Origin of the sequence: Methylobacterium sp. Leaf123, assembly GCF_001423405.1 — a bacterium.
In the GTDB taxonomy this organism is placed as follows: domain Bacteria; phylum Pseudomonadota; class Alphaproteobacteria; order Rhizobiales; family Beijerinckiaceae; genus Methylobacterium.
The window spans coordinates 654,060-680,897 of the sequence record NZ_LMNS01000001.1 but is presented as its reverse complement, the minus strand read 5'-3'; the positions used below and the strand labels follow the sequence as shown (position 1 = coordinate 680,897).

At 68.0% G+C, this 26,838-nt stretch carries 20 protein-coding genes and 1 tRNA gene; 4 read left to right on the top strand and 17 right to left on the bottom strand.

The annotated features are described in order from the left end of the window. Positions 1–117 precede the first annotated feature (117 nt). The gene (locus ASF53_RS02960) at positions 118–489 is read left to right on the top strand and encodes a cupredoxin domain-containing protein (RefSeq protein ID WP_056193897.1); all 372 of its coding nucleotides are present in this window, start codon (positions 118–120) and stop codon (positions 487–489) included. A gap of 168 nt (positions 490–657) precedes the next feature. Further along, the gene (locus ASF53_RS02955) at positions 658–1,716 is read left to right on the top strand and encodes a cytochrome-c peroxidase (protein ID WP_056193457.1); all 1,059 of its coding nucleotides are present in this window, start codon (positions 658–660) and stop codon (positions 1,714–1,716) included. A gap of 24 nt (positions 1,717–1,740) precedes the next feature. On the opposite strand, the gene ASF53_RS02950 is transcribed toward ASF53_RS02955, so the two are convergent. Together ASF53_RS02950 and ASF53_RS02945 are read right to left on the bottom strand one after the other, a co-directional pair. Further along, positions 1,741–3,267 (bottom strand): carbohydrate porin, encoded by a 1,527-nt coding sequence (locus ASF53_RS02950; protein WP_056193453.1) that lies wholly within the window; start codon positions 3,265–3,267, stop codon positions 1,741–1,743. A 129-nt stretch (positions 3,268–3,396) separates the two neighbouring features. Next, complete coding sequence (locus tag ASF53_RS02945) at positions 3,397–5,220, bottom strand: sigma 54-interacting transcriptional regulator (protein WP_286134091.1); 1,824 nt, start codon at positions 5,218–5,220, stop codon at positions 3,397–3,399. A gap of 300 nt (positions 5,221–5,520) precedes the next feature. Here ASF53_RS02945 and cynS point away from each other — a divergent pair, with 300 nt between their 5' ends. Beyond that, positions 5,521–6,009, top strand: a complete 489-nt coding sequence (cynS, locus tag ASF53_RS02940) for a cyanase (protein ID WP_056193446.1) — start codon at positions 5,521–5,523, stop codon at positions 6,007–6,009. Between the two features lie 104 nt (positions 6,010–6,113). Here the strand turns inward: cynS and ASF53_RS02935 are convergent, their stop codons facing one another. The 15 genes from ASF53_RS02935 to ASF53_RS02865 form a co-directional block, all read right to left on the bottom strand. Continuing rightward, positions 6,114–6,584 (bottom strand): hypothetical protein, encoded by a 471-nt coding sequence (locus ASF53_RS02935; protein WP_156635348.1) that lies wholly within the window; start codon positions 6,582–6,584, stop codon positions 6,114–6,116. Positions 6,585–6,739: 155 nt separating this feature from the next. Next, a complete protein-coding gene (locus ASF53_RS02930; RefSeq protein WP_056193441.1) occupies positions 6,740–11,131 on the bottom strand; it encodes a translocation/assembly module TamB domain-containing protein in 4,392 nt (1,463 codons plus the stop codon). Continuing rightward, positions 11,132–13,117, bottom strand: a complete 1,986-nt coding sequence (locus ASF53_RS02925; protein ID WP_056193437.1) for an autotransporter assembly complex protein TamA — start codon at positions 13,115–13,117, stop codon at positions 11,132–11,134. A gap of 260 nt (positions 13,118–13,377) precedes the next feature. Then, the gene (locus ASF53_RS02920; protein WP_056193434.1) at positions 13,378–14,082 is read right to left on the bottom strand and encodes an HWE histidine kinase domain-containing protein; all 705 of its coding nucleotides are present in this window, start codon (positions 14,080–14,082) and stop codon (positions 13,378–13,380) included. 51 nt (positions 14,083–14,133) lie between these two features. Next, the gene (locus tag ASF53_RS02915; protein WP_056193430.1) at positions 14,134–14,868 is read right to left on the bottom strand and encodes a Crp/Fnr family transcriptional regulator; all 735 of its coding nucleotides are present in this window, start codon (positions 14,866–14,868) and stop codon (positions 14,134–14,136) included. A 281-nt stretch (positions 14,869–15,149) separates the two neighbouring features. Then, positions 15,150–15,233, bottom strand: a tRNA-Tyr gene (locus ASF53_RS02910). Positions 15,234–15,322: 89 nt separating this feature from the next. Beyond that, the gene (recJ, locus tag ASF53_RS02905) at positions 15,323–17,158 is read right to left on the bottom strand and encodes a single-stranded-DNA-specific exonuclease RecJ (RefSeq protein ID WP_056193426.1); all 1,836 of its coding nucleotides are present in this window, start codon (positions 17,156–17,158) and stop codon (positions 15,323–15,325) included. A 194-nt stretch (positions 17,159–17,352) separates the two neighbouring features. After that, on the bottom strand, positions 17,353–18,753 hold the full coding sequence (locus ASF53_RS02900) for an NAD(P)(+) transhydrogenase (Re/Si-specific) subunit beta (RefSeq protein ID WP_056193422.1): 1,401 nt from the start codon (positions 18,751–18,753) through the stop codon (positions 17,353–17,355). A 4-nt stretch (positions 18,754–18,757) separates the two neighbouring features. Further along, entirely contained in the window at positions 18,758–19,210 is a 453-nt protein-coding gene (locus ASF53_RS02895) for a proton-translocating transhydrogenase family protein (RefSeq protein WP_056193419.1), read from the bottom strand. A 21-nt stretch (positions 19,211–19,231) separates the two neighbouring features. Next, positions 19,232–20,371: a Re/Si-specific NAD(P)(+) transhydrogenase subunit alpha gene (locus tag ASF53_RS02890; protein WP_056193416.1), complete on the bottom strand. Its 1,140-nt coding sequence runs from the start codon at positions 20,369–20,371 to the stop codon at positions 19,232–19,234. A 111-nt stretch (positions 20,372–20,482) separates the two neighbouring features. Continuing rightward, the gene (locus tag ASF53_RS02885; RefSeq protein ID WP_056193412.1) at positions 20,483–20,776 is read right to left on the bottom strand and encodes an aa3-type cytochrome c oxidase subunit IV; all 294 of its coding nucleotides are present in this window, start codon (positions 20,774–20,776) and stop codon (positions 20,483–20,485) included. A gap of 112 nt (positions 20,777–20,888) precedes the next feature. Further along, positions 20,889–22,259, bottom strand: a complete 1,371-nt coding sequence (locus tag ASF53_RS02880; RefSeq protein ID WP_056193409.1) for an ABC1 kinase family protein — start codon at positions 22,257–22,259, stop codon at positions 20,889–20,891. 91 nt (positions 22,260–22,350) lie between these two features. Next, positions 22,351–22,737, bottom strand: a complete 387-nt coding sequence (locus ASF53_RS02875) for a type II toxin-antitoxin system death-on-curing family toxin (protein WP_056193405.1) — start codon at positions 22,735–22,737, stop codon at positions 22,351–22,353. Further along, on the bottom strand, positions 22,734–22,958 hold the full coding sequence (locus ASF53_RS02870; protein ID WP_056193401.1) for an AbrB/MazE/SpoVT family DNA-binding domain-containing protein: 225 nt from the start codon (positions 22,956–22,958) through the stop codon (positions 22,734–22,736). The genes ASF53_RS02875 and ASF53_RS02870 overlap by 4 nt, the downstream gene beginning before the upstream one ends. 74 nt (positions 22,959–23,032) lie before the next feature. Next, positions 23,033–24,910, bottom strand: a complete 1,878-nt coding sequence (locus tag ASF53_RS02865; protein ID WP_056193399.1) for a M3 family oligoendopeptidase — start codon at positions 24,908–24,910, stop codon at positions 23,033–23,035. A 328-nt stretch (positions 24,911–25,238) separates the two neighbouring features. On the opposite strand from ASF53_RS02865, the gene ASF53_RS02860 reads away from it, so the two are divergent. Then, positions 25,239–26,729 (top strand): sigma-54-dependent transcriptional regulator, encoded by a 1,491-nt coding sequence (locus ASF53_RS02860; RefSeq protein ID WP_056193395.1) that lies wholly within the window; start codon positions 25,239–25,241, stop codon positions 26,727–26,729. Positions 26,730–26,838: the final 109 nt, after the last annotated feature.

The window sequence follows — 26,838 nt, the reverse complement described above, 5'->3', positions numbered from 1 at the left end:
GATTTCGGGAGCGTATCCCTCGAATTCGGCGATGACGTTAAGGCGAACGCAACTTCATGGATGCTCATTTGAGACAAACGAGTGCGCGGGGGCGTCCTCGAAACAGAGGAGATGGGCATGACGGATGCGTGCCGGATGAGAACGACGCCCACGCCGCGGCGCATGGGGTCAGTCCTGTTGCTCACATCCTTCATCGCATCCGGAACGGCGCTTGCGCTGGCCGGTGATACGGCATCCCACCGCGTGACGCAGAGGGGCCGATCCTTCGCACCGGGCGCGATCACCCTGCGAGCCGGCGAAGCCATCGCGATCGTCAACGACGACGGTGAACTCGTCCATCACGCCTATCTGGAAAATCCGGACTTCAGCTTCGACACCGGAGAGCAGATTCCGGGCAGCAAAACCGTCGTCGTCTTCCCGAAGCCGGGGCAGTTCACGATCCTCTGCGGCATTCATCCGAAAATGAAGCTTGCAGTCTCCGTGAAATAACGGGTGAAAAACAACGAGCGGTTGAATGTGTTGGACACACCGCTCAGGCTATTGGCCCATCATTATGGTCAATTACGAACTGACAGGCGCCGTTCACGACAATGTTATGGGTGCATCTTAACCAGAATTAAAGCCAAAGCCCCAAAGGTCGAATCGATCGAGGTTCGAATGGCTTGGAAATTCGTGGGGGGCGTCGCCGCCCTTCTGACGATCCTGTTGGGAGGCCTGGCGATCGCGACGAACGGCGAGCCCGACCGTTCGGCTGCGCTCGCCGAGTATCGCCGCCCCGACGCGATCCCCTTCCCCGACGACAACCCCTATCAGGCCGCCAAGGCCGAACTCGGCCGCGCGCTGTTCTTCGAGCCTGTCCTCTCACGGAAGAGCGACCGCACCTGCGCCACCTGTCACGTGCCGGGGCAGGACTGGACCGACTCGCATCCGCGCGCCCCGCGCAGCGACGGCGGCTTCATGGATTTCCGCACGCCGACGCTGCTCAATGTCGCCTGGACCGACACGATCTATGGCTGGGACGGCAAGTTCCGCGGTCTCGAGACGGTGGCCCGCACGCCGCTGACCGCCCCCGGCAATATGAACATGCCGCCCGAGGAGATGGTCCGGCGCGTCGCGGCCGATCCGAAATACGTCACGGCCTTCGCCAAGGCGTTCCCCGGACCCATGCCGGAGGGCGGACCGGTGACCTCGGAGCGCATCGAACAGGCACTTGCGACCTTCCAGCGCCTGATCGTTTCCGGTCGAGCCCCTTTCGACCGCTGGGTCGAGGGCGATGCACGGGCGCTCGGTCCGGCCGCCAAGCGCGGCTTCGATCTGTTCAACGACAAGGCCCATTGCGCCGCCTGCCATTCCGGCTGGAACTTCACAGACGGCTCGTTCCACGACATCGGCGTCGCCACGGACGGTGCGATCGGCCGGGGGCGGTTCTTCCCGACCTCGACGGCCCTGCGCCACGCCTTCAAGACGCCGACCCTGCGCAACGTCGCGCGGCGCCCGCCCTACATGCATGACGGTTCACTGAAGACCTTGGCCGAGGTGATCGACCTCTACGACCGCGGCGGCATCGACCGGCCGAGCCGATCCCGCGACATCCGCCCGCTCCATCTGACGGCGCAGGAGAAGGCCGACCTCCTCGCCTTCATGGAAACCCTCAACGACGACGGGGCCGGAGGGCCCGCCTACCAGCCGATCGGGGCCGAGCCACCACGGCCGTGACGGCCATCGAGGCCGGCGCGTTGGTCAGTAGTTGACCGTCGCGCGCAGGCCCAGAACCGTAGCGTTGCGCAACCGGCGCCCGCGCGCGTCAGCCAGACCGCCGCCGGGCCGCATGACGTATTGAAGATCCGGCTGAAGAGTGAAGCCGGGCACCATTTCCGCCTGATAGGTCGCCTCGATCACGGTCTCGCTGCTGCGCAGCGGCCCCGATCCGGCCCCGAAGACGCGGGCATCGCGGTCGAAGGCGCGGGCGGCGGGGCTGATGCGGGAATGGATCACCCCGAGGCCCAGCGTATCGTTGGGGCGGCCCTCGAACAGACCGCGATAGGCCACGCCGGCATCGACGTAGAGATCGATCAGATTGCGGTCGGTCGGCACCGCGGAGACCCGCAGGAAGGCCGACGCGCCCTCGTTCAGCGTGCCGGGCTCGCGATAGATCGTCTGGTCCAGCATCGCGTAGAGGCCCGCATTCCCGCGAAAGCGCCGGGCGATGCCGCTCGCCTCGGGATCGGCCAAGAGCCGCCCGCGGACCTCATCGAGGCGGGGGCTGTCGAACCGGCCGAAATGGTACCAGCCGCCCAGGGTCGCGGTGCCGGGCAGCCGCTCGGCACCGGGCAGGCTGGGATAGGCATAGGCCACCTCGCCGATCAGCAGCGCCGGATCGTTGACGCGGAAACTCGTGCCGGTGCGGTTGCGCCGCTCCGGATCAGTCTCGTCGCCGGCGGGCGTCCCCGCCGGATCGCCGTTGAACAGGCCGCCCTGCAGCGAGAGTTCGGCGGTGGGCTCGTATTTCAGGCGGATGGCGGGCGTGGCCAGGGGATAGATCGGCCCGCCGCTCGGCATCACGACCGCGCCGACATTCGGCCAGCCGAACCCGGCATTGATGAACACCACCGCCGATTGCGCGATGGCGAATTCCGTATCGGCCGAGACCTGTCCGATCTTCACCGAGAGCCGGTCATCGAAGAAGCGCTGCTCGATCCACAGTTCGAACAGCCGGGTCGAGGGCAATGCCTCGATGCCGCTGACCGTGGTGAGGTTGTTGACGAAGCGCCGCGACAGGCCGTGCCCGTGGATCTGGAAGAAGTCGGTGTGAAACCGGGCGCCGCTCCAGCCGGCGAGCCGATCGAGATCGATGTCGAGCGAGGCGTCGAGGCGACCGCCGAAGGTCGTCCCGCGCCGCAGCCCGCCGGAGGCGCTGGAAAACCCCTCGCCGATATAGGTGAGGACGTAAGTGATGCCCCGCGCGGCCAATGCGGCCCGCAGCCCGAACGGGTCGCCATAGGGGCCGAGCGCGTCCTGGATCGAGCCCTCGTTCGTGACCGACACCTGATCCGACGTCCGCGATTGCGCAATCGCGGTCTGCGGGTCGCCGCCCGCGCCCGTCAGCGGAAGGCCCAGCGGCAGGGGCAAGGCCAGCGACGGCAGCGATTGGGCGCCCGCCGGGACCGCGGCGATACAGAGCGGACCGGACAGGACGAGGACCGGGACGCCGCTCCCGAGGCGTCGAAGCGTCCGGGCCGCGCGGCGGCGTGTCGTTTCCGCTCTCACAGCATCGCTCGGACTCGGCACACAGGCGTGTTTCCGCAGGCGGCGATCCCCCGTCGACGGCGGCCCGGTCGGGACATATCGGATGATATCCAAGCCGGCGCAAATGACAGCTCTGCGACGCACCGCCCGTCAGAGCGGCTCGATCCCCAGCACCTTCATCCGCGAGCGCAACGTCGTCGGTTTGAGGCCGAGCAGTTCGGCCGCGCCGCCGGCGCCGAAAACCTTTCCGCCGCTGATGTGAAGCGCCGCCTCGATCTCGCTGCGGGCACGGGCGCGGCGCTCGTCTTCGGACAACGGCCGGCCGAGATCCGTCGGGCGCTCCGGTGCGGGCGTGACGGGGCCGGTGCTGCGGGTTTCCGGCAGATCGAAGCGCAGGCGGCCCCGCTCGGCCAGAATCGCGGCGCGCTCGATCACGTTCTCCAACTCGCGCACATTGCCCGGCCAATCGTAGCGGGACAGGCGGCGGGCATCGGCCTCGGTCAGGCGCAGATCCGTCCGGTTGAGCCGCCGCGCGGCGGCCTTCAAGACATGCTGCGCGATCAGCGGCACGTCCTCGCGGCGCTCCCGCAACGGCGCGGAGGTGACGGGGAAGACGTTGAGGCGAAAGTAGAGATCCTCGCGGAACCGCCCGCGGCGCACCTCCTCCTTGAGGTCGCGGTTGGTCGCGGCGATCAGCCGGATATCGACCGCGCGGGTGCGCTCCTCGCCGACCCGTTCGAATTGGCGCTCTTGGAGGACGCGCAGGAGCTTGCCCTGGAGGTCGAGCGGGATCTCCCCGACCTCGTCGAGGAACAGCGTGCCGCCATCCGCAAGTTCGAACCGCCCGATCCGGTCGCGCAGAGCCCCGGTGAAGGCACCCTTGGCGTGGCCGAAGAACTCACTCTCGAACAGGTCGCGCGGGATCGCCGCGCAGTTCACCCGGATCAGGGGCCGCTCGCGGCGGCGGCTCGCCTCGTGGATGGCCCGGGCGATCAACTCCTTCCCGGTGCCGGATTCGCCGGTGATGAGGACGGTCGCATCGGTGCCCGCCACCACGTCGATCTGACGCAGCAACGCCTCCATGACCGGGCTGCGCCCGATGATGCCCTGATGGTGGCTCTCGGCGCGAATCTCCTCTTTCAGGTAGGCGTTCTCCTGCTCCAGGCGCTCGCGCAGGGAATCGACTTCGGCGAGTGCGGCCCGCAACCGGTCCTCGTCCTCACGGCGCTGGCTGACATCGCGAAACACGATCACCGCGCCGAGCAACTGCCCGCCCTCGCGGATCGGCGTCGAGGTGTACTCGACGGGGAAACAGGTGCCGTCCTTGCGCCAGAACACCTCGCCATCGACCTGATGCACGGCCCCGTCGCGGAAGGCCGCGTAGATCGGGCAATCGTGATGCGGGTAATGCGCGCCGCCCGGATGGGTGTGATGGACGGTGGCGTGCATGTCCTTGCCGACGAGATCGGCCGAGGCCCATCCCAGCATCCGCTCCGCCGCCGGATTGACGAAGGTGGTGATCCCGTCCGCGTTGACGCCGTAGATCCCCTCCCCCGCCGCCCGCAGAATCAGGCGATTGCCGCGCTCGATGTCGCGAAAGATGCGCTCCATGCGCTGCCATTCGGGCAAGCCGGCGCGCATATGCGCCTCGGCCTCCCGGTCGATCCGGCGGCGCTCGCGCTCATCGAGATCGTAGAGGGTGACGAGGAGCCGTGTCGGCTCGCCCGAGAGCACGCAGCCGGCATATTCGAGCCGCAGCGGCCTGCCGGTGGCGTGGTGCGGCGTGAGTCCCTGTGTCCACCACCGGCCCTCGGCGAGGACGGCCTGGGTGAACACCACGAGTGCGGGCCGCTGATCGGGGTGGAGGACGCTCACCGGCATGGCGCGCAAAGCCGGGCGCGAATGGCCGAGGAGACGGGTTGCGGCCGGGTTGGCGTCGGCGATGCGGTCGGCCACGGGCTCGAACACCAGCATCGCCTCGGCATTCTCAGCGAAGGCGCTGCCGTAATCCGACGCGGTCGGCGTCTCCGGCCCTGATGGCAGCACCACGAGATCTCGCATTCTTGCTACGGAATTTCGTCATAGGCGAAATTTCGTAGCTGCACCAGAGCGCGCTAAGTTGTTGAATTGTCGAGATTTGTGCCGTCGCTTTGATTTGGCACGTCGCTTGCCAAACTACCATGCGAAGACGCAGCGAACATCGCAATGCGTCGTCCGAGCCGCGTTCCGGCAATGCGAGACAGGCCGGGACGGTCCGCCCCCAGGGAGACAAGCATGAAGCGCGAAGACCTCACCGAGAAGCTTCTCGACATCAAGCGCGAGAAGGGCTGGACCTGGAAGTACATCCAGGACGAGATCGGAGGCATCTCGCCGATCCTCATCACCGCCGCCTGCATGGGCCAGATGAAGCTGCCCAAGGCGCAGGCCGCCAAGGCCGCCGAGCTGTTCGGGCTGAGCCAGGCCGAGGAGCGGATGCTGAACGAGGCTCCCTATCGCGGCTCGATCCCGCAGATGCCGCCGACGGACCCGCTGATCTACCGCTTCTACGAGCTGGTGATGGTCTACGGCACGACGTGGAAAGAGCTGATCCAAGAGGAGTTCGGCGACGGTATCATGTCGGCGATCGACTTCAACATGACGATGGAGCGGGAGCCCAACAACAAGGGCGACCGGGTGAAGATGAATCTCTCGGGCAAGTTCCTGCCCTACAAGTATTACGGCAATGAGGAAGGCGTGCCGGAATACGGCTTCAAGGAGCCGTAGGACGCCTCAGGTCGGAAAGAGCCCGGCGCCGTGACGGCGCCGGGCTCTTTCACAATGATCGCGAGGACAACGTGAACCGTCCAGGCGCCGATGCGACGAGCCCTCTACCGTGTGGGCGGACGGATGCCGTCGCGTATCGTACGAAAAACCGGCAGGGCGCTCGGTAAAGCCGGCTTCGTCGTCGCGCACACGATGTCGGATCGGCCGATGACGCGGTCCATGATCGCCATGTAGAGGCGAACGTTGCGGTGATCCGGCCCGGTTGTCGGGATCGAGACGATCTCGAACCCGGCGAAGTCACTGCTCTGGATCGGATCGACGGTCTCCGTCTCCAGACCCTGGCTGGCCAAAACCGTCCTGGCTTCGACGACCCGGTCTCGCAGGGCCGGCAGGGCGTTCAGCGCATCCTGTGAGGAAACCGCCCCCGGCTGGTTCCGCCTGAATCCTGCGGCACACAGCGCCTCGCTGCGTCCCGCGACCGGCGGCTGCCCCGTCAAGCTGACGATGTCGATCAGGATTTCGTGGTTGGGGTCCTGGCGCGGAGATCGGGTGGCAAAGCCGTCCGGCACGGTCACCGAGAAGCCCGTGGCCGGATCCGTGAACTCTCCGCTAGTCGCGGGAGCGGCGAGGAGTAACAGGACGAGCGACAATCCGGACGCGTGGATGACAGCCCGCTTCATGCCCACACCCTCCGATTCGTAGCCCCTTGGCGTCTCGGGCCGATGGCCGCCTACCACTCCCATTCCGCGCCGACGCCGACCGAGGTGCGGCCGTCGCTGCCGGCTTCGCCGTTGAGCTTGATCCGCCGCGTCACGTCGTAATTGATCGTCGCGGCGGTGTCGGCGGGCTTGGCGCCGGCCTTCACGCCGACGCTGATGCGGTCGTTGATGTAGCGCGAGGCGCCGACCGCCGGGCCGCCGCTCGCGCCCGTCGAGACATCAAGGCTGTCGAGGCCGAGCCCCTTGCGGGCCGCCTCGAACACATCGGGGCCCCCTGCCCCGCCGGAGAGCTGCGCGACGGCCTGGGCCAGTTGCAGCGCCTGGAACGGCGAGAGCCCGGCGGCCGCCTTCTTGAACAGGATGCGCGAGAGGATCTCGTCCTGCGGCAGGCTCGGATCGGAGGAGAGCGCGAAGGCGGGCTGCGCCGCGGGGCCGGTGACGGCGATGCGGGCGGTGACGTCGGCGGCCCTGATCTCGGCGCCGAAATCGAGGTCGGGCTGGGCGATATCGCCGGCGAAGAACACCCGGCCGCGGGTGAAGTCGAGGCGCTGTCCGCCGAGGCTGAACACGCCACGGCGCAGGGTGAAGTCACCGTTCGCCTGCGGGTCGCGCGAGGATCCGGTGACGTGCAGTTCGCCGCCGAGTTCGGCGTCGATGCCGCGTCCGCGCACGAAGATCCGGCTCGGCGCGCTCACGATCACGTCGAGGCTGGCGTCGAAGGGCGGGGCCGTCTTCTTCCGGCGGCTGACCGCCTCGATCTGCGCCTTGCGCTCGGCCCGCTTGGCGAGGCGCTCGCGCACCTGCGGCGTCACGTTGACCCGGCGGATGCCCGGCAGAGGCTGCACCGTGGCGGGCAGGCGGTCGGGCACCGACACGTCGATGGAGACGACATCGACCCGGCCCTTGATCACCGGCTTGCGGGCGAGCGGCCCCGACAGGGCGAGGTTGAGGCTGGACACCGCCGTCATCAGTGGGCTCGACACGAGTTCGGCCCGGTCGGCGGTGATGCGGAGCGTGCCGGGAAAGCCGGAGGCCGGTTCGACGGCGACGCGCCCGTCCACGGAGAGGCGCCCGCCATTGCGGGTTGCGGCGGTCAGCCGCTCGATCACGATGGTGTCGCCCCGGCCCGTCACGCGACCCTGGATGTCGGTGATGCGGATGCCGTTGAGCGGATCGGTGAGGCTGCCGCCCGAAAGCGTTGCCGAGCCTTCCACCTTCGGTGCCGCGACCGTGCCGGTCACGCCCGCATCGAGCACGATACGGCCGGCAACCCGCTGACCGCTCGCGCTCAGCATCGAATTGGCGAGCGCCGCATCGAGATTGCCGCGGGCGCGCAGATTCAGGCCGCCACCGGCCTCGACCGGCACGGTGCCCGTCACGGTGACGTCGGCGCCGCGCCCGGCCGAGACCCGCCCGTCGATGCTGGCCTCGCCGTCATTGAGCCGGCCGCTCGCACGCGCCGTGATGGGCGGCAGGCCGGCCTTGCGGGTTTCGGGTGTCACGAGGCCGGCGACGGAGAGGGCGTAGCGCCCCTCCGGCCGCGCGGCGGGTCCGTGCAGGTCGGCCTCGCCCTCCAGCGTACCGGAGAGCGCCAGGCTCGGGCTCGCGATCCGCGCCAGCGACAGCGGCAGGGCGCGGATGCCGAGCTTGAGGTCGAGATCCGACCCCGCCCGCCCCTGCACGCTGATCCGGCCGGAGCCGGCGGCGACCACCAGATTCTCGATCAGCGCCGAGCCACCGTCGAGGGTGATCGCGGCGGGGCCGGCCAAAGCCAGACGGTCGCCGCCGCGCTGCGCCGAGAATCGCGCGATCTCGATCCGCGTCCGTTCGGCCGGGATCAGCCGCGCGGCGCCATCAAGGGCGAAGCCGCGGGCCTGGGCGGTGAGGGTGATGTCGCTTGCCGCCGCCGTGCCGTTGGCGGTGAGCCGCACCGTATCGATGCTCTGGCCCGCCGCGACGAGCCGCGCGACGTCGGCATGGCCGTCGATGACCGGATGGGCCCGGAGGTCGCGGCCGGTAAGATCCGCGTCGAGCTTGGCGAGGCCGAACGAGTCGTAGCGCAGGCTGGTGCCGGTGGCGCGGATCGTCGCGTCCTGGCGCCCGCCCGCGCGGGAGAGCGTCACCGCCGCGTCGAGGCTGCCGCCCGTGGGCGCGAGCGCAAGCGGCGACAGATCGCCGAGATCGCCGGCACGGACCGTCAACGCACCCTCGGCGAGGAGGCTGTCGGCATTGACGACGGCTTGGCCGTCCGCCGCGACGGAGCCGAGGGCGAAGGCGAGCCGGTCGAGGGCGTAGTCGCTCCGTGTCGGCCGGGCGATGTGGGCCTCGGCCCGCAGCGGCTTGCCGGCGATATCGCCGGTCATGCGCAGGGTGCCGTCGAGCGCGTCGCGCAGGTCGTTCAGCGCCGCATCGAAGCGCAGATCGCGGATCGGGCGCCCGTTGGCGCTCACTTCCGGTGCGCGGAGTGCCACGGTGACGGCCGGCTTGAGCAGGGAGCCCGTCAGCCGTGCATCGGCGCTCGCCGGCCCGGACAGGCGCTCATCGAAAGCAGAGAGGGTCTTGAGATCGGCGCGGGCGGCGACATCGGCGGTCTTGGCGTCCGCCTGCCCCTGGAGGGTGGCGACAACCCCCGCGCCCTCGAAGCGCAGGCGTTCGAAACCGTAGCCGTCATAGGTCTGCGAGACGCGCCCCGTCAGCGTCGGTGCACGGCCGACGAGCCGGTCGGCAATCGCCTCTCCGAGCACGAGACCGCCGCCGCGCAGGTCGAGGTCGGCGGAGAGCGCCTTGCGGGCGGGATCACCGCTCAGGACCGCCTTGGCATCGAGACGGCCGGCAAGGGTCCGGCCCGCGATGCCCGAGAAGGCGCCGATATCGGACAACGCCGCATCGAGCGTGCCGGCTAGCGTGTTCTGCCCGATCCGTCCGGCATAGGCGGCGCGGGCCGTGTCGGACTCGACGGTCAGGTTGGTGACATCCAACACGCCGTCCGAGCCGGCGGCGGAGCGCAGGGTCAGCTTGGCCCGGCTGCCGACCGCGCGGCGGAGCGCCGGATCGGCGAGGCGCAGGCCGTCCATGGCCGCATCGGCGGTGATGGTGAAGCGCTGCGCCTTGTCGGCGCCCGTCGGCTCGACGTTCAGAACGGCGTCAACCTTCTCCAGGCTCGATTCGCTGGTGCGCAGGCCGGCCGCCTTGAGATTGCCCTTCACCCGCGGCGCCGAGAGCGGCCCCTTCAGGCTGCCGTCGAAGACGAGGGTGTCCAACTCGGCATCAGCCGCTTTGGTGACGCCGCCCTCGGTCGGGACTGCGCGCGCCGAGATCGTGAAATCCGCGACCCGGTCGGCGGTGAGGGTGCCGCCGATGGCGAGCCGCGCGGTGCGCGAGGCGAGGTCGAGCCGGTCGATGCGGAACGACCCCGTATCGGAGAAGGCCATGCCGCCGTCGAGCTTGGTCTCGCCGGAGAAGATCGCCGCGGCCGGGCCCGGCACGAGGCCTTCGATGCGTGAGGTCAGATCGAGGCTGAGGCGACGGTCCGTGCCGATGCGCGAGAGGCGTGCGCCGCCCTTCGCGCCGATCTCCGGGCCGGCATCGAAATCGAGCCGGGCGTTGAAGGCATCGAGGGTGCCGCGACCGTCGAGGTCGAAGTTGATCGGCGGTGTGCCGGGAAGGTTCGCCGCTTTCGAGAGCAGCCCACCCTCCGGCTCGACGAGACTGGCCTTCAGCTCCAGGCGCTCGCCGTTGGGCACGAACAGGAGCCGGGCGATGAAGCGCCCGGCCGCGTCGAGGCGGCGGAAATCCGCACTGACGTCGAGCCCCTCGGAGGGGTTTCCGAGCTTGGCCTTGCCGTCGCCCGCGAGCCGCGCCGGCTGGCCCGCGACGCTCTCGCCCAAAACCAGTTCGGCCAGGGCAAAGCTTTTGATCTCGACCTTCACCGGCAGATCCGGCAGCAGGCTGCCATCGGGCTCGGCCTCGGCCGGCGTCGGGCCGGGCACCGGCTTGCGCAGCACTTCGAGGCGGCCGATTTCGAGGGTGTCGACTTCGAGCCGGCCGGACAGAAGGGCAAGGCGCCGCCAGACCAGGCGAGCGCGGTCGAGCTTCAGCCACGGGCCCTCGGAATCGCTGATGACCACATCGCGGATCGTGGCATCCGAGGAAAGGGCGCCATCGACGGCGCCGATCGTCACCTGCGACGAGGGCGTCGAGAGAGCCTTCGACAGGAGACCGCCGAGCACCGTCTTCTCGCCGTCGGCGGCGCGTGTGTCTTCGGTGGTGAGGAAGGCGGCCAACAGCAGGGCGGCCGACAGGAAGGCGGCCGCAACCATCGCGCGGCCGTAGGCTCGGCTCCGCCCCTCGCCCGCCGTGGCGGCCGGGCTGCGACGGTGTCGTCCGCGAGCAGAGAACGCCATTCAGAAAGCCTGTCCGAGGCTGATATACAGGGCGGCCGGCAGCTCGCGATTTCCCTTGATCCGATCGAGCGGGAAGGCGAGGTCGGCGCGGATCGGACCGATGCCGGTGTAGTAGCGCAGGCCGATGCCCGCCGCCTTGCGGATACGCTCATCAAAATCCGGCAGCGTCGAGGCGAAGGCGGTGCCGGCGTCGAAGAACGGCACGATGCCGATCGTGTCGGTGATCTTGATGCGGGCCTCGATCGAGGCCTCCAGCAGGCTGCGCCCGCCGATCGGCAGGTTGAACGGCCCGCGGGGGCCCAGCGTCCGGAAGGCAAAGCCGCGCACCGAGCCGCCGCCGCCTGCGAAGAAGCGGAAATTGTCGGGGATCTCATCGAGCCGGGCGCCCGAGACCGAGCCGAAGCCGACGCGCCCGGCGAGGACGTATTTCGCCTCGTCATCGAGCGCGTAATAGGTCGAGCCCTGGGCTTTCGCGACGAAGATGCCCGGATCCGAGCCGAGGAAGCCGGGATAGGGTGCCGCCGAGGCGATCACCCGGAAACCCTCGGTGGGGTCGAGCAGGCTGTCGGTCGAGTCGTAGGTAACCGAGAGCGGCACGCCGATCAGCCGGTAATCGACGGTGCCGATGGCATCCTTCGAGCGGCCGACTTGCCCGTCGAGACCGATCTGGGCCGAGAAGGTATCGGAGAAGCGGTGGCGGACGGCAACCGAGGCCCCGGCCGCGTCCACGAAGTAGCTCTGCTGCACCTCGCGGGTGACGAAGAGGTTCGCCAGAAGATCATTGCGGGTGCCGCCGAGCGCCGGCTTCACGAAGGTCGCCGAGAGGCGCCCGCCGAGCCCGGTCGTGTCGATGCCGGCGAGCTTGCGCTGGGTCGCGAACGGATCGAAGCCGAGGCCGAGATAGTAGATGTCCGCGTCGAGCCGCAGGGTCTCGCCGCCGCCCCAGAGGTTGCGGTTGGCGTAGTAGGCGCGCACGCCCGGCCCATCGACCGTGGAGTAGCGCGCCGAGACGCCGATGAGATTGCGCTCGCGCTCGCTCACCTCGACGAAGATCGGCAAATTGCCCTGCGCGTCGAGACTCTCGCCCTCGCGCACGCGGACCGCGCCGAGGCCCTCGATGCGGGCGACCGAGCGACGGATGTCGGAGATCGCCTTCGGCGAGTAGGGATCGCCGGGCTCGGAATAGATGAATGAGCGGATCACCGCCGGATCGATCCCGTCGGTCGCCTTCACCGATACCTCACCGAGCCCGGCCATCGGCCCCGGATCGATGGTGAAGGTCACGTCCATGACGTGGGCCGCGTCGTCCACGACGGGATCGCGGGTCACCGCCTTGGCGAAGGGGTGGCCGAGGGCGCGGAAGCGATCGACGATCTTCGCCTCGCGGGCGAGCACGGTCGCCGAGCGGGCCGGGACGTCGTCACCGGTGCGGGTGAAGCGCTCGGGCAGCACCTCCTCCGAGAACGGACGGCCGCGGGGGTCGAGGGCGCGCACGGTGCGCAGGGTGTAGGCGGGGCCGAGATCGACCGCGATCTTCACGGGAACCAGCGCCCGCGCACGCGACGCCTCGGCGGCACGGGCGGCGGCGGGCAAAGAGGCCTCGCCGCTCACCGGGATGCCGTCGATGCGGATCGAGACGGTGCCCTGATAATAGCCGTAGCCGGAGAGCACATCGGTCAGGCGGCGCAGGTCGGCCTCGGCGCGCCGTACCAGCCCCTCCCCGTCCGGCGGCGCGTCCTGGCGCAGACGGTAGAGCGTCGAGGTGTCTTGCAGAGCCCGGAGAATGTCCGAGTCGTCGGTGCCGGTAATCCGCAGGTTATAGGGGAGCGCCGTTGCGCTCGGAGCCGGCGGCTCCTCTTCCGAGCTGAACAGGCCGAACAGATCGAAGGCTGCGGCCGGCTGCGGCAGAAGGAGCAAAGCCGCGACACTCAGGAGAACGCCACCAAAGACCGGCGAACGCAGCAGGCAGTTCATCCGGACATGCATTCGCTGGGTGGGGTCCGTGGCTCGTGACGGGCGATGCCTCCAGGAAAGCATCCAGATGTTAAGTACCCGTCGATCCGCCGCGGGGCTACCCCGGCCCCGCTTGGCACAGTGCATGATCGAGGAATGGTGAGCGGACAACGGCCGGGTGTACCCGACAGGCCGCAGTTCGGGCCGGCTACCGTGCCAATCCGCCGTTATGGAGGCGCTGCTGGAGCATCATCTTTGTCCGAAAGCCGGCAGCCGCCTTTCGGGATGATGCTCTATTCCTCGTCCTCGACCACCGTAATCTGAGCCGGCAGCGGCAGGCTGATCGTGCAGCGCAGGCCGCGCGGCTCGAAGGCGAGGGTCGTCTCCGCCTTCAACTCGTAGCGCAGGCTGCGTGTGAGCACTTCCGTTCCGAAGCCGCTGTGCGATGGTGCCGATGCGAGGTCGGTGAAACCGCTTTCTTCCCAGACGAAGGTCAGTTGCGGGCGGGCGCCGGACGACTCGCTCGGCGGCGACAGCGTCCAACTCACATCGATGCGGCCCTGCGGCACGGTCAGGGCGCCATGCTCGACGGCATTCACGGCCAGTTCGTGGATGGCCATGGCCAGCACCTCCGCCGCACCCGGGCGCAGGAGGAGGCTCGGACCGGAAATCGCGACCTGTTCGCCCTCGCGGGCGAGATGGACCAGCAGCTCGTCGGCGACCAGGGAATGCAGGGTGATCCCCTCGGGCACGCTGCGCATCAGGGCATTGAGCACGCGGGCGAGCGCGTCGAGCCGTCCGTCGAGATGAGCGACATAGGTCTCCAGGGAATCGCTGGTCTCCGAGGAGCGACGGATGATCGCCCGCAGCATGGAGAGCGTATTGCGCACCTTGTGGCGCAGCTCCGCCGGCAAACCGGTCTCGTCAAGGAAGCGGCGCAGGCGCCGATTCTCGGCCTCCAACTCCTCTATACGTGCGTCGCGCGGATCCTGGTTCATGACGTCGCCGTTCGCTGACCTCGTTGAGATGAATCGGCCAACGGCCGATCCTTAATCCTCGGCCGTGTTCAAGGGATCGCGCTCGTAATGCAGGTAAGACGGGTCGAACAGTGACGCGGCTTGGAGCGCCGAAAAATCCGGTATCGTCAATTGTCGGCCACGCAGGCGGATCAAACCCGCCGCCCGTAATTCTTTGAGGGTACGATTGATGTGGACCGTCGAAAGCCCCATCGCGTCCCCGAGATCAGCCTGGGTGATCGGGAATTCGCAGCTCGTGTCGTTCGTCATGCCGACGGCGCGCAGGCGCAGGAACAGCTCGCAGAACAGATGCCCGAGACGCTCGGTCGCCAGCCGCTGACCGAGGCTGACGGTCCATTCGCGCTGGATCGCCGCCGTCACGAGCATTTCCCACCACAACGCCTCCGCCACGCGCGGATACTGCTGGGTGATCTCCCGGATGGCGGTTTCCGGAATCTCGGCGAGAACCACCGAGGTCAGCGTACCGAGCGAGTGGTCCATCTTCCGCAGGACGAAGACATGCGGATCGCACAGATCGCCGGGCAGGAAGATCGAGATGACCTGACGGCGCCCATCCTCGAGTTGCTTGTAGCGGCAGGCCCAGCCTTCGAGAACGACGTTCACATGACGCGGCCGATCGCCATCGCGGACCACGTCCTCACGCGGTCCCAGTCGACGTGTCGGCTGCGCGATCTTCTCCAACGCCTGCTTCTCTTCGGAAGTGAGGCGGATGAAATTTTCTAGCTTACGGACGAGCGGGTTTGGCACTGCGTTTCCTTGGCCTAGTCCCAGCAACCTAGCGCCCTCGAAATCGAGCGGAACTAACGCAGGTTAATTTTGGGCACGAAAGCGTTCGGCTGTGAACAGAATCATGCCGCACGGCCAGGGCGGAACGGCGGCACGCCTAAGCTTCAGGTTGCATCGAGGGGAGCGCTCAGGCCGCCCGCGCCTTCAAGTTCAATCGAGCGTACGCAAGACTTGGCGACCGTCGCGGGCCGACAAACTCGGCACGAGGCGAAATAAACAGTCGCAAGTGTGAAGGTCAGGTTTGGTGGGGGAAGTAGGACTCGAACCTACGAAGCTTACGCAGCGGATTTACAGTCCGCCCCCTTTGCCGCTCGGGACATTCCCCCAAACCGGGTCACCGCGTATGTTTCGCGGCAGGCGAGGCCCTTATGATTAGGGCGCGATCGGGTGTCAACCGATCAGCTCGGCCGAATTTCTATCCACAGGGCGCGACGTCGCAGATTCGGACCTGGGCCCGCTCCGCTCCGCGCCAGCGGTCGCAGGACAGGGTTCCGGCGACGTGGAAGCTGCGGCCGATCCCGCCGAGCAGCGCGATGCCCAGCGGGCCCTGTGCGGCACGGAACGCGATCGCGCCGACCGCTTGCCCGTCGCCGCTGACGAGGCGGGCGCGGACATGCCCATTGCCGACGATGCCGGCATCGACGATGCGGTGGCGCGGCAATGCCATCACCGGCTCGGGCGCCCCTTGTCCGAAAGGGCCGGCCCGCTGGATCAGACGCACCAGTTCGGCGGTCGCCCCTCCGGCACTCACAGTCCCGTCGATCAGCAGCGCCTCGGCGGCGCGGGCTCGGCCGACGGCCTCGACGAGATCGTGGGTAAGGCTCTCCCCGAAGGCGGCGAGGCCTCCGGGTGGGAGGGTCACGCCAGCGGCCATGGCATGCCCGCCGCCTTTGACCGCGAGCCCCGCCTCGACTGCGCCGCGCACGGCACCGCCGAGATCCGCCCCGATGACGGAGCGGCCGGAGCCCACCGCGCTGCCGTCGGGCTTGACCGCAAAGGCGAAGGCCGGCCGGCCAAACCGCTCCTTGAGCCGGGCGGCGATGAGGCCGACGATGCCAGGATGCCATTCCGGCGAGGCGGCGATCAGGACCGGACGGTCCGGATCGCGGGTGAGGTGCGCATCCATCTCCGCCTCGGCCTCGGCGACTGCCTGCGCCTCGATGGCCTGCCGCTCGCGGTTGAGTCGGTCGAGTTCGTCGGCGATGCGGCGAGCCTCCATCGGATCGGCGGTGGTGAGCAGCCGCGCGCCGAGACCGGCATCGCCGATCCGCCCGCCGGCATTGATGCGCGGCCCGAGGAGAAAGCCGAGATGCCAAGCCTCCGGCGGCTCGCTGAGCCCCGCCGCGTCGAGGAGGGCGGCCAGTCCCGGCCGCCCGCGCCCGCGCATGACTGCGAGCCCCTGGACGACGAAGGCTCGGTTGAGCCCTATGAGCGGCACCACGTCGGCGACGGTGGCGAGCGCCACGAGATCGAGGAAGTCGGTGAGGCGCGGCTCGGCGGATGTTGCGAAGACGCCGTCCCGCCGCAGCCGGCGCGCCAGCGCGACGAGGGTCATGAAGACCACGCCCGCCGCGCAGAGATGGCCGAGGCCGGACAGGTCGTCGAGACGGTTCGGATTGACGAGAGCGCGCGTCTGCGGAAGCTCTTCGGGCGCGCCGTGGTGGTCGAGCACGATCACGTCGAGGCCGAGCGAAGCGGCAGCGGCCAGCGGCTCGTGGCCGGCGGTGCCGCAATCGACGCAGACGAGCAGGCTCGCGCCCTCCTCCCGCAGGGTCGTGACAGCGCCGACATTGGGGCCGTAGCCTTCGGTGATGCGGTCGGGGATGTGGATGCGCACCGGCACGCCGAGCGCGCGGAGATAGTCGGCCAGCAGGGCCGCGCTCGACGCCCCGTCCACGTCGTAATCGCCGAAGATGGCCACCGCCTCACGGGCGCGCACGGCATGGGCGAGCCGCTCGACCGCCGCCTCCATATCCACGAGTGCCGACGGGTCCGGCATCAGGTCGCGCAGACGTGGGGCGAGATAGGCTTCCGCCTCCGCCGGCCGCACGCCGCGCCCGACGAGGACGCGCGCGAGCAGATCCGGCAGGCCATAGGCCTGGGTCATCGTCACGGCGAGCGCCTGGAGGCTCGGGTCGCCGCAGCGCTCGCGCCAGGGCCGCCCGAGTGCCGAGGCGGTGACGTCGAGGAACGGACGCGGGAGGTCCGAGGAGGATTCGAGGAGCATGGCGGCGATCACGCGGCCGACCATAGTCGTTTCCGCGCGGGAAGACTGCGCCCCGCATACGACAGCGGGGCGGGCGATTGCTCGCCCGCCCCGCTGCCTTGTTCGATGCGCTGGCCTGATTGCATCAGGTCAGCGTCTCTAGGTCTCTGTTTTGACGCGCATTCTTTCGACGAACCGGCAGCCACTTCTTCGGAATGCGCTCTCGCCGCTCGGACCGGTCAGAGGTTCTTGACGATCGAGTCGACGACCTTCTTGGCGTCTCCGAACAGCATCATCGTGTTGTCGCGGAAGAACACCTCGTTCTCGACGCCGGCATAGCCCGAGCCCATGCCGCGCTTGATGAAAAGGACCGTCTTGGCCTTCTCCACGTCGAGGATCGGCATGCCGTAGATCGGCGAGGCCTTGTCGGTCTTGGCGGCCGGATTGGTGACGTCGTTGGCGCCGATCACGAAGGCCACGTCGGCCTGCGGGAACTCGCCGTTGATGTCTTCCAGCTCGAACACCTCGTCATAGGGCACGTTGGCTTCGGCCAGGAGCACGTTCATGTGCCCCGGCATGCGGCCCGCCACCGGGTGGATGGCGTACTTCACCTCCACGCCTTCCTTCTTCAGCATGTCCACCATCTCGCGAAGGCTATGCTGAGCCTGGGCGACCGCCATGCCGTAGCCCGGCACGATGATGACGCGCTCGGCGTTCTTCATGATGTAGGCCGCGTCATCGGCCGAGCCCTGCTTGACGGGGCGCGTCTCGACCTGGCCGCCACCGGCCGCCGCGGCGGAATCACCGCCGAAGCCGCCGAGGATGACCGAGATGAACGACCGGTTCATCGCCTTGCACATGATGTAGGACAGGATCGCACCCGAGGAGCCGACCAGCGAGCCCGTGATGATGAGCGCGAGGTTGCCGAGGGTGAAGCCGATGCCGGCCGCCGCCCAACCCGAGTAGGAGTTCAGCATCGAGACGACGACGGGCATGTCCGCGCCGCCGATCGGGATGATGAGCAGCCCGCCCAGAGTGAAGGACAGGAGCACGATCAGCCAGAAGACCAGCTTGCTCTCGTTGCCGATGAACACGGCGATCAGCACGACCAGAGCGATGCCGAGGGCGATGTTGATGGCGTGCCGCTGCGGCAGCATGATCGGCTTGCCGGACATGCGCCCGTCGAGCTTGGCGAAGGCGATGACCGAACCGGTGAAGGTGATCGCGCCGATCGCCGCGCCCAGCGCCATCTCGAACAGCGACTCCTTGTGAATGTGGCCGTTCTCAAGGATGCCGACCGCCTGGGGGGCGTAGAGCGTCGCCGCCGCACCCGCCACAGCGGCGAGGCCGACGAGCGAATGGAAGGCCGCCACGAGCTGCGGCATCGCCGTCATCGGAACCCGCTTGGCGATCACGGCGCCGGCGCCGCCACCGATACCGAGGCCGAGCAGCACCAGGATCCAGGCGCCGAGACCCGCCGGCGGATGGCCGACCAGGGTCGTGAGCACGGCGAGCGCCATGCCGATCATGCCGTACAGGTTACCCTGTCGCGACGTGGTGGGGTGCGAGAGCCCCCGCAGCGCCATGATGAACAGGACGCCGGCGACGATGTAGAGAAGGGATGAGACGTTTGCCGACATCGCCTCAGGCCTTCTTCTTGTACATGCCGAGCATGCGCTGGGTCACGAGGAAGCCGCCGAAGATATTCACGGAGGCGAGGACGATACCGATGAAGCCGAAGAAGCGGGCCCAGCCGGTGCCCTTCTCGATGAGCGGCACGCCGGCCGCTAGGAGCGCGCCGACGATGATGACCGACGAGATCGCGTTGGTCACCGACATCAGCGGCGTATGCAGGGCCGGGGTCACCGACCAGACGACGTAGTAGCCGACGAAGATCGCGAGCACGAAGATCGCGAGCTGGAACACAGTGGGATCGACGGCGCCATGGGTGACGGCGGCGATGCCATGCCCGAGCGAGTCGGCGATCGACTGCGCCTGAGCGGCGTTCTGATGGGCGATGTCAGCCGCGGCGCGCGCAGCCGAAGCCGCAGCCTGGGCCTGCTCTGCCGGTGAGACGGGCGGAAGGGGGGTTGCCATGGTGAGATCCTCCGCGACCGATCAGGCTTTGGGCTGAAAGTTGGGGTGGACCACCTGACCGTCGCGGGTCAGATTGGTGGCCTTGACGAGTTCGTCGTCCCATTGCACCGCCAGCGCCTTCGATTCCTTGTCGATCAGGGTCTCGACGAAGGCGTAGAGGTTGCGGGCGTAGAGACTCGACGCGGTGGCCGCGAGGCGGCCCGGCACGTTGACGTGGCCGACGATCTTCACGCCGTTGCCGACGGTGACGATCTCACCGGCCTTGGCGCCGGCGACGTTGCCGCCGCGCTCGACCGCGAGGTCGACCAGCACCGAACCGGGCTTCATCGAAGCGACCATCTCCTCGGAGACGAGCTTCGGCGCGGGCCGGCCGGGGATCAGCGCCGTGGTGATGACGATGTCCTGCTTGGCGATGTGGCCCTTGACCAGCTCCGCCTGCTTCTTCTGGTACTCGGCCGACATCTCCTTGGCGTAGCCGCCGGAGGTCTCGGCCTGCTTGAACTCGTCGTCCTCGACGGCGACGAACTTCGCGCCCAGCGATTCGACCTGTTCCTTGGTGGCGGGCCGCACGTCGGTGGCGGTCACCACGGCACCCATGCGGCGGGCGGTGGCGATGGCCTGGAGGCCGGCGACGCCGACGCCCATGATGAAGATGCGCGCCGCGGGAACGGTGCCGGCGGCGGTCATCATCATCGGCAGGGAGCGGCCGTACTCGGCGGCGCCATCGACCACGGCGCGGTAGCCGGCGAGGTTCGCCTGGGAGGAGAGGATGTCCATCACCTGCGCGCGGGTGATGCGGGGCATCAGCTCCATGGCGAAGGTGTTGACACCCGCCTCGGCGGCGGCCTTCAGCGCGTCCTCGTGCCCGTAGGGGTCCATGATCGCGATGACCGTGGCGCCCTTCTGGATCTTGCCCAGTTCTTCGGCGTTGGGACGGCGAACCTTCAGGACGAGGTCAGCGCCAGAGAGAGCCTCATCGGCGCTCCCGGCGATCTTGGCGCCGGCGGCTTCGTACTCGCCATCGGGAACGCCGGCCTTTGCGCCGGCCCCCGATTGCACAACGACCTCGGACCCCAGACCTATGAACTTCTTGACCGTTTCTGGGACGGCCGCGACCCGCGGTTCTATCGGGTCCGTCTCCGTCAAGACGGCAATACGCATCAGTTGCTCCCGTTCTTACAGCCGCCTTTCGGCGCGCCGGTATCCGAGCTTGCTGGGAAGTTCAGATCTGGAAAAGGCCGACGCGAAGAGCCGGCCCGGAAGGCTTGATCCTCAGCTCAGGAAGAGGATCGCGAGGAGTCCGGCGAAGACGAAGGCCTGGGCCTTCCAGCCGATGGCGGGGACGAAAGCACCGATGGCTGCGGCCACCCAGGACACCAGCACGCCGAGGATCGCGGTCACCCACGCCTGGTGCACGCCGCCGATGGCGAGAGCCGCCACCCAGCACAACACCGTGACGGTACCGATTTCGACGAAGCGGACGAAGCCCCGATAGGTTTGCTCGTGGGTCTTCTCGTCCATCGCCGGGCTGTAGTGCAGGCCGGTGAGGGTCTTCGTGTCCGCCATTGCGCGCCCGTTCCCTGGTATCGTTTTGCTTGTCACGCGCGGATTTAGCGCAACGCTTATCCGCGAGCAATCAGCTTGACGCTCAGGTACACATGTCGTGAGCCGGCTTTTGTCACACCGGATCGGGCAATCCGACCGCGGCCAGCGCCGCCCCCTGCCGCTCGGAAAGCGTGTCGAGCGAGAAGCGTTCGATCTCGGCTTCGAACAATTGGTGGTAATTCAGTTCGGAGCGCAGGTGCAGGAACACCGCGCCGAGCCCGACCGCGGCCCGATCCATGAACACGAATTCCTGCGGAACCGTGACCGGTCCCTTCTCCTTCAGCGCCTGATGCACGGAAAACGCCTCGCGCCGTCCGTAGGCACCCGGATCGATCCCGTCGGCGACGGTGCGGGTGCGATCCTCCAAGAGCGGGCCGTAGATGAAGCGGGCCCAGATGTTGAGGATGTCGATGGTTTCGTTGTCGAGCTTCTTGAAGCCCCAGACTTCGTAGGCGTGGACAACCCGCGCGCGATCGTCTTCCAGCAGGCCGCGGTAGAGATCGACCACACCGCCGACGAAGCGGGGATGGAAGATGCGCACGCAGCCGTAATCGAGCAGGTTGATGCCCTGCGCTTCACCGCCCTCTGAGAAGACGGTGTAGTTGCCGAGATGCGGATCGCCGTGGATCACGGCAGCGCGGCTGAAGGGATGCCACCAAGCTCGAAACATCGCTTGGGCGAGTCGGTTGCGGATCTCGATCGGGCTCTGCGTGAAGTTCAGGATTTTCTCGCCGTCGAGCCAGCCGAGGGTGAGGAGGCGCTTCGTCGAGAGATCGGAATGCACCGCGGGCACCCGCACGGAATCGATGTCTTTGAGCACGTCGCCGTAGAGGGCAGCGTGCTTGGCCTCGCGGCCGTAATCGAGCTCTTCGCGCACCCGCGCGCCGATCTCCTTGGCGATCTCGGAAGTGTCGAGCCAGGAATTCATGCGCCGGTGGAGTGCGAAGGCGACCTGAAGCTGCTTGAGATCCGCTTCGACCGCCGACTGCATGTCGGGATATTGGAGCTTGCAGGCGAGCGGGGCGCCGTCGCGTGATTGCGCGCGATGGACCTGACCCAGCGAGGCGGCGGCCGCCGGCTTGAGATCGAAGCCGTCGAAGCGGCTCTGCCAGTCGGCGCCGAGTTCGGCCATCATCCGGCGCTTGACGAAGGCCGCGCCCATCGGCGGCGCGTCGGCCTGGAGCTTCTGCAATTCGGCCGCGTATTCCGGCGGCAGCAGGTCCGGCACGGTGGCGAGCAACTGCGCCACCTTCATGATCGGCCCCTTGAGGCCGCCGAGCGCCTGAGCCAAGGCCGCTGCGTTGTTCAGGCTCGCGCCGTCCTTGCCGCCGAACAGGCGCGCCGCCGCCATCCGCGCGGCCACCCCTCCGACATTGGCGCCGACGCTGACGTAGCGGCTCGCGCGGGCAGTGAAGCGGTTGGCTTCGCGGTCGGTCTCGGCCATGGATTCGGATCGATTCCTATCGGGACTCGACCGGAGATAGGCATAGCCCGAGGTGGTGCCAGTGCGCTGGGACGGCGCGCCGCGGGCCGCGCTACGCTTTTGGCCAGTTGTCGCGAATCCAACGTGTCAGTCCGGCTTCATCGATCTCGCCCGCGGCGAGGCCACGGATCATCAGCACCGCCTCGGCTTCGGCAACCACGAAGTCGATTTCGTTCAGGCCGAGGAACGTCACGAACGCCAGCAGCGCCGCGCGCTTGTTGCCATCGATGAAGGGATGGTTTTTGGCGATGCCGAAGGCGTAGGCTGCGGCGAGTTCAGCCAAGTCTGGCTCACCGTAGCCTGCGCGGTTGATGGGCCGGCCGAGGGCCGATTCGAGTGCACCCTCGTCGCGCAGGCCTGGAGGCCCGCCAAAGAGCTTGAGTTGCTGTGCGTGGATGGCCTGGACAAGATCGCTCGTAAGCCAGACGATTTCGATCACTTCGCAAGCTCGGCGAGCGCGTTCCGATAGGTCTTCATCGCCTTCTCTGCGATCTTCATGCCCTTCTCGAAGGTCGGGTCGTAGGGCGAGAGATGCAGCGTACCGTCGGCGTTCTCTGTGACGTGCAGCCAGTCGCCCTGATCCAGCTTGAGCCTGCCGACGAGTTCCTTCGGCAGGATCAGCCCGGTCGAATTTCCGATGCGCTTGACTTCGAGTTTCATGGGATTGGCCCTCGCGCCTTATCCGCGTTCAACGCGCGTATAACACGTCTTGGCCAAGGCCCATAGAGTGTGGGCTACACCTCTTCCATCGCTTCCAGCTCGGCGATCATCCCCTCGATCATCCCCAGCCCGATCTGCCAGAAGCCCGGATCGCTGGCATCGAGCCCGAACGGTTTCAGCAATTCGCCGTAGGGCTTCGAGCCGCCCGCCGAGAGCAGGGCGAAGTAGCGCTCGACGAAGCCGGGCTCGGCGCGGGCGTAGACGCCGTAGAGCGAGTTCACGAGACAATCGCCGAACGCGTAGGCGTAGACGTAAAACGGCGAGTGGATGAAGTGCGGAATGTAGGCCCAGAACGGCTCGTAGCCCTTATCCAGGGTAATCGCCGGGCCGAGGCTCTCCGCTTGCACCGACATCCAGAGTTCATTGATCTGCTCGGCCGTCAGCTCGCCCTTGGCGCGGGCGAGGTGGACCTTCCGCTCGAACGAGTAGAACGCGATCTGGCGCACCACCGTGTTGATCATGTCCTCGACCTTGGCAGCCAGCATCGCCCGGCGCTGGGTCGGGTCGGTGGTCTGGCTCAGCAGCCGCCGGAAGGTCAGCATCTCACCGAACACGCTCGCGGTCTCGGCCAGCGTCAGCGGGGTCGGTGCCATCAGCGCGCCGTTGGGGGCGGCGAGCACCTGATGCACGCCGTGGCCGAGTTCGTGCGCGAGGGTCATCACGTCGCGCGGTTTGCCCTGGTAATTCACCAGCACGTAGGGGTGGGCCGAGGGCACGGTCGGGTGCGCGAAGGCGCCGGGCGCCTTTCCGGGCCGGGTCGGTGCATCGATCCAGCCGCCGTCGAAGAACTTCTTGGCGATGCCGGCCATGTCCGGCGAGAAGGCGTCGTAGGCCTCCAGCACCGTGTCACGGGCCTGCGCCCAGGGGATCGTGCGCTGCTCGACCTTCGGCAGCGGCGCGTTGCGGTCCCAATAGGGCAGCGCCTCGACACCGAACCACTTGGCCTTGAGCCGGTAATAGCGGTGCGAGAGCCGCGGATAGGCCGCCCGCACAGCCTCGACCATGGCCGCCACGACCTCCGGCTCGACGCGATTCGAGAGGTGGCGGGCATCGGCCACATCCTTGAAGCCGCGCCAGCGGTCGGAGATCTCCTTGTCCTTGGCCAGGGTGTTGGTGATCAGCGTGAAGATGCGCAGATTCGCCCGCAGGGTCTCGCCGAGCGCCTGCGCCGCCTCCTGTCGCACCGCCCCGTCCGTGTCCTGAAGCTTGTTGAGGGTCGGTTCCAGTGTCAGGCGCTCGCCCTGGACCGAGAAGCGGAGCGAGGCGATCGTCTCGTTGAACAGCCGGTCCCAGGCGGCGTTCGACGTCACGGACTTGTCGAGGAACAGCTTCTCCGTGCGGTCGTCGAGCTGGTGCGGCTTCTCGCGCCGCAGATCCTCGATCCAGGGCCGGTAATGGGCGAGCGGCCCGTCCGCCATCGCTGCATCGAGCACCGCATCCTCGACGCGGTTCAGCTCCAGGCCGAAGAACAGCAGGTCGCCCGAGGCCGTGGTCAGCCGCTCGCGGGTGTCGCCGTAGAACTTGGCGCGGGTCTCGTCCGTCGTGTCGCCGGAATAGACGAGGCCGGCATAGGACATCAGCCGCCCCATCAAATCCTCGATCCGCTCGAAGGTCTGCACCGCCTCGCCGAGGATGGCGGAGGCATCCGGCCCGGCCGCGATCTCGGCAATCCGGCCCGCATAGCGTTCGGAGAAAGCGCGGCTCTCGGCCTCGGCCCGGTCGAGGTCCTCGCGGAAGGCCGGCGCGTCCATGCTTGGATAGAGGTCGGTGAGATCCCATTCGGGCAGCACGCCGAGATCGGCCGCCTGAAGCGCGTCACGCACCGCCGCGCGTTCCTCGGCCCCTCTCGGCAGGTCCGGCGACAGGGCGGCGAAAACGGCTCGGCTCGACATGATGTGCTGTTTCCTCGACGTGGTGGAGCGCGGGTTCGGCATCGGGCGCGCCAGCGCGGCCAGGGTCAGATATCGAGCGCGGGCCGTCACGATCAACTGCGCTGCGCAATCCCCGGCGCGTGAACGCCGACGGAGAGGTGCCGTCGGGCGTGCCGTCCTGACGTTTGGGGGGCCATGCGGGCTAAATTCGAGCGTCGTTAAGCGGCGCTTTACGGTCTTGGGCGACCCTGTGCCTCGAAACGAAACAGCCGCCGCCCTGCGCCGCCGGTCTCCACTGGGAGGCCGGGTCGGCCCGCGGCCGGTTTGAGCGGAAAGCGAGGCGCCCCGCATGTCGACCACCGTTCTCATCATCGACGACGATCCCGTGCAGCGTCGCCTCGCCGAGGCGATGGTGCGCCGCCTCGGTTTCCAGGCACGGATTGCGGAGAACGGCCATGACGGGCTCAATCTGCTGCGCGGCGGCGAAAGCGTCGATGTCGTGCTGCTCGATCTCGTCATGCCCGGCGGCATGGATGGGCTGAGCGTTCTGGCCGAGATGCGCAAGAGCGGCATCGACACCCCCGTCATCGTACAGACCTCGAACGGCTCCATCGACGCGGTGGTGAACGCCATGCGGGCGGGCGCCGTCGATTTCGTGGTCAAGCCGGCCGGTGCCGAGCGGCTTCAGGTCTCGATCAAGAACGCCCTGCGGGTCGATCAGCTCGAGGAGGAGGTGCGCCGGATGCGCCGCCGTGCCTCGGGCGCGCTGGGCTTCAAGGATCTCGCCTCGAAGAGCCCGGACATGGAGCGGGTGATTCGGCTGGCCGAGCGGTCGGCGAAATCGAACATCCCCGTCCTGATCGAGGGCGAATCGGGTGTCGGTAAAGAAGTGCTGGCCCGTGCGATTCAGGGTTCGGGTGACCGGCGCGGCAAGCCCTTCGTCACGGTCAATTGCGGGGCGATCCCCGAGAACCTCGTCGAATCGACCCTGTTCGGTCACGAGAAGGGAGCCTTCACCGGCGCCACCGAGAAGCATGTCGGCAAGTTCGTGGAAGCCTCGGGGGGCACGCTGTTTCTCGACGAGATCGGCGAACTGCCCCTCGACGCCCAGGTCAAGCTCCTGCGGGCGCTGCAGGAGGGCGAGGTCGATCCCGTGGGCGGCAAGCGCGCCGTGCGCGTCGATATCCGCCTGATCTCGGCAACCAACCGCTCGCTCCTCGATCTCGTGAAGCAGGGCAAGTTCCGCGAGGATCTCTATTACCGCCTCAACGTCTTTCCCATGACGCTGCCGCCCCTGCGGGCGCGGCGCGAGGACATTCCGGATCTCGTGCGCTCGTTCTGCGCGCGGTTCGCGGCGGAAGAGGGCAAGCGCCTGCGCGGCATCACCGCCGAGGCGATGGCGCTGCTGTCACGCTATCCCTGGCCCGGCAACGTGCGCCAGTTGGAGAACGCGCTGTTCCGTGCGGTGGTCCTCGCCGATGGCGACGAACTGACGGTGGCGGAGTTTCCGCAGATCGCGGCGCAGGTCGAGGGCTTCGACGTCCGCATCCCGCCGCTGCCGACGCAGGCCGCCCTGCCCGCGGGCGGGTTCGAGCCGGTGCGGGAGATCGTCCGCGTCGAGGTGCGCGATCCCCACGCCATGTCGCTCGTCGTCGAGGATACCGGCGACATGAAGACGATGGAGGCCGTCGAGGCGGAGGTGATCCGCTTCGCCCTGCAATTCTACCGCGGCCGAATGTCCGAAGTCTCCCGCCGCCTCGGAATCGGCCGATCAACCCTCTACCGCAAACTCAAGGAGCTCGGCCTCGACGACGAGGAGCGCTCCGAGGACGCCGCCTGAGGTCGCAACCGCCGTTCACAGCATCGTTCCGAATGGCGGTCGCCGGCTTTCGGGACGATGCGAAAACAAGAGGCACGCGCCTCGTCCTCGATCCGATATCAGGGACGCG

What these genes read in the sequence shown, in the direction of transcription:
- ASF53_RS02960 (WP_056193897.1), top strand. Translation starts at nt 118, where the DNA reads ATGACGGATGCGTGCCGGATGAGAACGACGCCCACGCCGCGGCGCATG.
- ASF53_RS02955 (WP_056193457.1), top strand. Translation starts at nt 658, where the DNA reads ATGGCTTGGAAATTCGTGGGGGGCGTCGCCGCCCTTCTGACGATCCTG.
- ASF53_RS02945 (WP_286134091.1), bottom strand. Translation starts at nt 5,220, where the DNA reads ATGCTGGTGTTCGAGCCCGTGGCCGACCGCATCGCCGACGCCAACCCG.
- cynS (WP_056193446.1), top strand. Translation starts at nt 5,521, where the DNA reads ATGAAGCGCGAAGACCTCACCGAGAAGCTTCTCGACATCAAGCGCGAG.
- ASF53_RS02930 (WP_056193441.1), bottom strand. Translation starts at nt 11,131, where the DNA reads ATGGCGTTCTCTGCTCGCGGACGACACCGTCGCAGCCCGGCCGCCACG.
- ASF53_RS02925 (WP_056193437.1), bottom strand. Translation starts at nt 13,117, where the DNA reads ATGCATGTCCGGATGAACTGCCTGCTGCGTTCGCCGGTCTTTGGTGGC.
- ASF53_RS02920 (WP_056193434.1), bottom strand. Translation starts at nt 14,082, where the DNA reads ATGAACCAGGATCCGCGCGACGCACGTATAGAGGAGTTGGAGGCCGAG.
- recJ (WP_056193426.1), bottom strand. Translation starts at nt 17,158, where the DNA reads ATGGTCGGCCGCGTGATCGCCGCCATGCTCCTCGAATCCTCCTCGGAC.
- ASF53_RS02900 (WP_056193422.1), bottom strand. Translation starts at nt 18,753, where the DNA reads ATGTCGGCAAACGTCTCATCCCTTCTCTACATCGTCGCCGGCGTCCTG.
- ASF53_RS02895 (WP_056193419.1), bottom strand. Translation starts at nt 19,210, where the DNA reads ATGGCAACCCCCCTTCCGCCCGTCTCACCGGCAGAGCAGGCCCAGGCT.
- ASF53_RS02890 (WP_056193416.1), bottom strand. Translation starts at nt 20,371, where the DNA reads ATGCGTATTGCCGTCTTGACGGAGACGGACCCGATAGAACCGCGGGTC.
- ASF53_RS02885 (WP_056193412.1), bottom strand. Translation starts at nt 20,776, where the DNA reads ATGGCGGACACGAAGACCCTCACCGGCCTGCACTACAGCCCGGCGATG.
- ASF53_RS02880 (WP_056193409.1), bottom strand. Translation starts at nt 22,259, where the DNA reads ATGGCCGAGACCGACCGCGAAGCCAACCGCTTCACTGCCCGCGCGAGC.
- ASF53_RS02870 (WP_056193401.1), bottom strand. Translation starts at nt 22,958, where the DNA reads ATGAAACTCGAAGTCAAGCGCATCGGAAATTCGACCGGGCTGATCCTG.
- ASF53_RS02865 (WP_056193399.1), bottom strand. Translation starts at nt 24,910, where the DNA reads ATGTCGAGCCGAGCCGTTTTCGCCGCCCTGTCGCCGGACCTGCCGAGA.
- ASF53_RS02860 (WP_056193395.1), top strand. Translation starts at nt 25,239, where the DNA reads ATGTCGACCACCGTTCTCATCATCGACGACGATCCCGTGCAGCGTCGC.